Annotated in this window: 7 protein-coding genes; 6 read left to right on the forward strand and 1 reads right to left on the reverse strand. The window is 70.1% G+C overall.

What is annotated here, in order from left to right; genetic code table 11:
- Positions 1–85 precede the first annotated feature (85 nt).
- The 4 genes from B7L92_RS26740 to B7L92_RS26755 all read left to right on the forward strand — a co-directional run bounded on the left by B7L92_RS26740 (position 86) and on the right by B7L92_RS26755 (position 1,869).
- Positions 86–430, forward strand: a complete 345-nt coding sequence (locus tag B7L92_RS26740; protein ID WP_081239942.1) for a hypothetical protein — start codon at positions 86–88, stop codon at positions 428–430.
- Between the two features lie 62 nt (positions 431–492).
- Positions 493–708, forward strand: coding sequence for a hypothetical protein (locus tag B7L92_RS26745; RefSeq protein ID WP_081239943.1), 216 nt, complete (start codon positions 493–495; stop codon positions 706–708).
- An 11-nt stretch (positions 709–719) separates the two neighbouring features.
- Positions 720–1,235 carry a hypothetical protein gene (locus tag B7L92_RS26750; protein ID WP_174704021.1) on the forward strand — a complete coding sequence of 172 codons (516 nt, stop codon included), beginning with the start codon at positions 720–722 and terminating at the stop codon, positions 1,233–1,235.
- A 130-nt stretch (positions 1,236–1,365) separates the two neighbouring features.
- Positions 1,366–1,869, forward strand: a complete 504-nt coding sequence (locus B7L92_RS26755; protein WP_255311147.1) for a Tn3 family transposase — start codon at positions 1,366–1,368, stop codon at positions 1,867–1,869.
- Positions 1,870–1,908: 39 nt separating this feature from the next.
- Here the strand turns inward: B7L92_RS26755 and B7L92_RS26760 are convergent, their stop codons facing one another.
- Positions 1,909–3,213 carry a PP2C family protein-serine/threonine phosphatase gene (locus B7L92_RS26760; protein ID WP_107501612.1) on the reverse strand — a complete coding sequence of 435 codons (1,305 nt, stop codon included), beginning with the start codon at positions 3,211–3,213 and terminating at the stop codon, positions 1,909–1,911.
- A 236-nt stretch (positions 3,214–3,449) separates the two neighbouring features.
- Here B7L92_RS26760 and B7L92_RS26765 point away from each other — a divergent pair, with 236 nt between their 5' ends.
- Both B7L92_RS26765 and B7L92_RS26770 read left to right on the forward strand, forming a co-directional pair.
- A complete protein-coding gene (locus B7L92_RS26765) occupies positions 3,450–4,328 on the forward strand; it encodes a recombinase family protein (protein WP_081239946.1) in 879 nt (292 codons plus the stop codon).
- Positions 4,329–4,429: 101 nt separating this feature from the next.
- The gene (locus B7L92_RS26770; protein WP_081239947.1) at positions 4,430–4,738 is read left to right on the forward strand and encodes a hypothetical protein; all 309 of its coding nucleotides are present in this window, start codon (positions 4,430–4,432) and stop codon (positions 4,736–4,738) included.
- Positions 4,739–4,753 lie beyond the last annotated feature (15 nt).

Below are 4,753 nucleotides of genomic sequence, written 5' to 3' on the forward strand. Positions count from 1 at the left end.
TCTCGCACCCTCACAACGGCGGCAACCACCCTCCCCTCTCTCTCCCTGTCTTCAGCTCTCCCCGCTTTCAGCATCAGGAGTTGCCATGCTGCGATCGCTGCGCCGCGCCCTGCGCCCGGCCCGCCTCCGCATCCCCGCCCGCCGCTTCACCGCCGGAATCGCCGTCCTGCCGCCCACCGCCCGCGAAGCATTCGGCACCAGCGTGAGCGCCGAGGAAGCCACCTCCTACAACCGCAGCCGGGTCGCCACCGCAACCGCCGTCGCCCTCTACCGCAGCGGATACCGGCTGCCGATGCCCGACGACCACCTGGACGACGCCGTGCACGCGCTGGATTTCCCGTACTCGGAGCCAAGCCCGGAGACCCGCGCCGCCATCCGCGCCGCTCTCGCCGTCCTGGACGCCGACTACACGATCACTGTCACCCGCTGACGCATCCCGCCCGACCCGTGGGCCGCCGGCCGCTCCGGCGGCCCACGGGGAAAGGAGGACCGGTGTACCTGGTCACCCCCGACCCCGCCCACGGTCTGGTCGTCGCGCCGCGCTCCGGCGACGACCTCGCCCCCGAGGCCGAACAGGCCCTCACCGCCCAGGGCTTCACCTGGAGCAATGAGATCGAGGCCTACACCCGCCCGACCGACCACGGCCCTGAGGACGTGGAGCGCACCGCCGACGCGCTGCGCGAGCTGGGCCACTACGTCATTTCCTAAAGGACGCTCGCATGGTCATCAACCAGCAGTTGCCCAGCTTCTTTCTGCGTCGATGGAGGTCCGCCATGCCCCGCCGCCGTCCCCAGCCGCCCGTCCGGTACGCCGTCGCCGAGCGCGAGGGAGCGCACCAGGTCGTGGACCAGCTCCACGGATACGCCCTCAGTAGCCACCGCACCCGCCCTGCCGCCGAGGCCGCAGCGCGCGAGCTGGCCGCTGGCCCGGCCGCCGCCATCACGGCCGTGGAGGCGCTCGACGCCGCCCAGAGCGGCCCGGCGGCCGCCGAGCGGCGCATCCTGCGCCGATTCGGGTACGCCTGGAGTCTGCGCCAGGACGCAATGCTTGGCCTGATGCGGGAGTTCAGCCACCACCGCCTGGAATCCCTGGTCTCCGCCGGCCATCTGGCTCTGGTGTTCAGCCCGGCCGGGCAGCCGTACTACACCACGCCCGAGCGTTTCGAGCAGCTGTCACCGCGCTGGGTCCGCGACGGCGAGGAGTCCTTCCCGGCCACCGAGCTGAGCCGCCTCTAGCGTCCCCGCCCCGCTCTGGAGGCCCTGCCCCAGCGGGAGCGCTACGCGCCGTGCGAGCTGCACGGGATCACGCTGTGGCGGTGCCTGCTGTGCGGGCCGCGCGAACGCTTCCTCCACGCTGCTGAAGCGCCTGCACTCGGGCTCGCGGAAGAACGCCACCTACACCGCCTTCCGCGAGGTCGGCCGCGTGATCCGCACCGTGCAGCTGCTGCGCTACCTCTCGGACGCCCCGCTGCGCCGACGGGTGACGGCGGCGACGAACAAGGTGGAGTCGTTCAACCGGTTCTCCCAGTGGATCGGGTTCGGCAACCGCGGGGTCATCGCGGACAACGACCCGGTTGAGCAAGGGAAGGCGATGAAATTCAATGCTCTGCTCACGAACGCGGTCATCTTCCACAACGCCCTGGACATCGCGGAGATCGTGCGGCAGCTGCTGGAGGAGGGTTGGGAGATCGATCCGGAGGACCTGGCCCAGATCTCGCCGTACCTGACCGAACACATCAACCGGTTCGGCGAGTACTCCACCCACGAGCTCGGCATCCAGCCCGAGGCGTACGACCCGCGCCTGGACGTCGACTTCACGGTGTTCAGAGGCGATGCCCCGACGAGCGAGAGCTACTCACCGGCCGCCTGAACCGAAAATCCACCGTCCAGGAAAGCGCCCTGGTCACGGCTACTGCTTCGTGCGGCCGGCTGAGGCCCGCTGAGTGTCCGCGCCGGAGCTGGCGTGCCGCTGGGTCTCCTGGGGACCGTGCCAGTCCAGGCACATCACGGTGGCATCGTCCTCGAGCTGGCCGCCGGCGGCGTCCCGTACCGCGGACGTCAGCATCAGCGCGGCCTCCCGCGGGTGCAGGTCCCGGGTGCGCTCCAGCAGAGCGGGCAGGTCGACCTTCTCCCCATGACGTTCGAGCATGCCGTCGGTCAGCATGAGCAGGCGGTCACCGGGGTGCAGATCGATGTCCTGAACCCGGTAGGGGCGGGCTACGAGCGCGGACAGCCCGAAGGGATGGTCCACTTCGCAGGTGATCATCTCCGCAACCCCCTCACGCATGCGCAGTGGCCAGGGATGGCCGGCGTTGACGAGTCGGGCTTGCCCGGTGTTCAGGTCGATGCGCAGCAGCTGCCCGGTGGCGTGACCGTGGCCGTGGTCGGCCAGGGCCAGGTCGGCCCGGTGGGCCTGGTCGGCCAGGCCTGCTCCTGCGCGACGGGCGCCGCGCAGGGCGCCCACCAGGATCGTGGCGGCCAGCGCGGCGTCGACGTCGTGGCCCATGGGGTCGGTCACCGACACGTGCAGGGTGTCGCGGTCCAGGGTGTAGTCGAAGGTGTCGCCGCTGAGGTCTTCGGAGGGCTCCAAGTGCCCGCACAGGGTGAACTGTGCTGCGGTGTAGTCGAAGGTGTCGCCGCTGAGGTCTTCGGAGGGCTCCAAGTGCCCGCACAGGGTGAACTGTGCTGCCTCGCACGACAGTGACGGGGGCAGCAGCTGGTACTGGATTTCTGCTGCCAAAGTGGGGGGCCGGGAGCGTTTGCCCCAGACGTAGAGGTCGGTGAAGCGCCCGTTGGCGATCACGATATAGGCCAGGGCGTGGGCGGCTTCCCCGACCGCATCGAGGACGTCCTCGCCGGGGACGGCCGGAAGGAGCAGTTCCAGCAGCCCGATGGCATCCCCCCGGTTGGTGACCGGCACGATCACCCGCTGTCCCCGGCCGGTCTCCTCCTGGTACAGCCGCTGGGTACGGATCACCTGCTCGTAGACACTGCCGGGCAGGGGGATCCGCTCCGCTTCCCGCCCACCCCCCGCGGCATCAGTGGTGGACAGCCGCGCCACTGCCTTCCCTGTCAGATCCACGATGAGAAAGGAGACCTTCGTCGCCTGGAGACGCTGCCGCAGGTCCTCGGCGACCACGTCGACGGCCTCCACCGGCGCGGCCGTCTCCGCTGCCGTCAGCAGCCGGGGAAGTTCACTCCGCCCACCACTCACGACCACGGCCCCTTTCGCCGACCCCTCATACCAGCCTGGGAACCACAACGGTGAGCGTCAATTTGTGACCAGCCACAGTAAGTGAAGGTGGTCACGTTGTGCGTTCGCAGAAATGAGTAGTTCTGAGAGACCACGGACCCCCCACCGGACCGTGTCCGGTTTGCCCCCGATCTTCGTTCTCACAACCTCTCGCAAAACAGCTTTCGCACAATGCCCCGCGCGATAGGTTCTGCGACATGCCCCAGCCCGCCGAACCGGCCGCCGCCGTCGAACAGTTCGACTGCCCCACCTGTGAAGCGCCTGCCGGAAGCACCTGCCGCACTCGCGGCGGCAAGGTCGCCCCGAAGTACCACACCCCGCGCTTCATGCTGGTGCCCCAGCTCCGCGCCGAACTCGAAGTCCGCACCCCCGCCGACCGCGGCCCCGGCCGCCCCTGGGAGAGGGGCCCGGCCATCGACGCCGCCGTGCCGGAGGCCGCGACGAAGCCCACGAGAGTGGGCTACGCCCGCTGCTCGACCGCCCAGCAGGAGCTCCAGAGCCAGCTCGACGCGCTTCAGCAGGCCGGGTGTGACCCGGTCTTCTCCGAGAAGATCAGCACCCGGGTCAAGGTCCGGCCGGAGTTCGCCCGTGCGATGGACTTCGCCCGCACCATCAAGAAGGCCGTCCCCCACCAGCGGGTGATCTTCACCGTGCACGAGATGAAGCGCCTGGGCCGCGGCGCCGCCGAGCTGCTGACCATCGCCGAGGACCTGCGCCACCACGACATCCAGCTCAAACTCCTCACCGGCCCCCTTCAGGGCGTGTACGACCCCTCCGGGCACGGCGCCGCCCTGTTCGCGTTCTTCGCCGGCATGGCGGAGTCCGAGCGCGAGTACATCCGGGAGAAGTCCCTCGAAGGCCAGGCGTCCGCCCGCGAGCGCGGCCGACACGGCGGGCGGCCCAAGGTCGTCGACGACGACATGGCCGCCTACGCGCGATCCCTGCGGGCCAACGGAGTCCCCGTTCCCGAGATCGCCCGCAAGTTGGTCATCACCTCGGGCAAGAACCAGGGCAAGCGGCCCTCGGTCGCCACCGTCTATCGCATCCTCGCCGAGGACGCCGAGAGCACCGAGTGAGCCCGGACGCCCGTCAGGGCTTCAAGATCAACTCATTGCCCCTTTGACGCGTATCTGGGTCACACCCCCTCCAGGTCCTCGCCGTCCCGGACGGCCATCAGGTGATCACCCCCACCCGGCGCTGCCACGCCCCGCACCTGGGCGCCGGCCTGGCCCTCGCCCTGCGCCTCAGCCGGACCCACCCGGCGTACCGGCGCCCCGAGGACATCGCGACCGCCAAAAGCCTGCTGGCCGTCCTGAACGCCGACGACCAAGGCCCCTGGGTGCTGTCCCCCGAGCAGCTGGACGTCCTCACCCGGGCCATGGACGTCCGCAACGCACGACTGCCCTCAACCGCCCGGCAGCACCCCGACTTCGACGCCGCAATCCGGGCCGCCCACACCCGCAGCCGGCCCCCGCGCGCCACCTGATCTCACGCCACCCAC

The sequence above is a fragment of the Streptomyces viridosporus genome, assembly GCF_002078235.1.
GTDB lineage: Bacteria > Actinomycetota > Actinomycetes > Streptomycetales > Streptomycetaceae > Streptomyces > Streptomyces viridosporus.

Excerpts from the sequence above, each read along its gene's own strand:
- B7L92_RS26740 (WP_081239942.1), top strand. The coding sequence starts at position 86 with ATGCTGCGATCGCTGCGCCGCGCCCTGCGCCCGGCCCGCCTCCGCATC.
- B7L92_RS26765 (WP_081239946.1), top strand. The coding sequence starts at position 3,450 with ATGCCCCAGCCCGCCGAACCGGCCGCCGCCGTCGAACAGTTCGACTGC.
- B7L92_RS26750 (WP_174704021.1), top strand. The coding sequence starts at position 720 with ATGGTCATCAACCAGCAGTTGCCCAGCTTCTTTCTGCGTCGATGGAGG.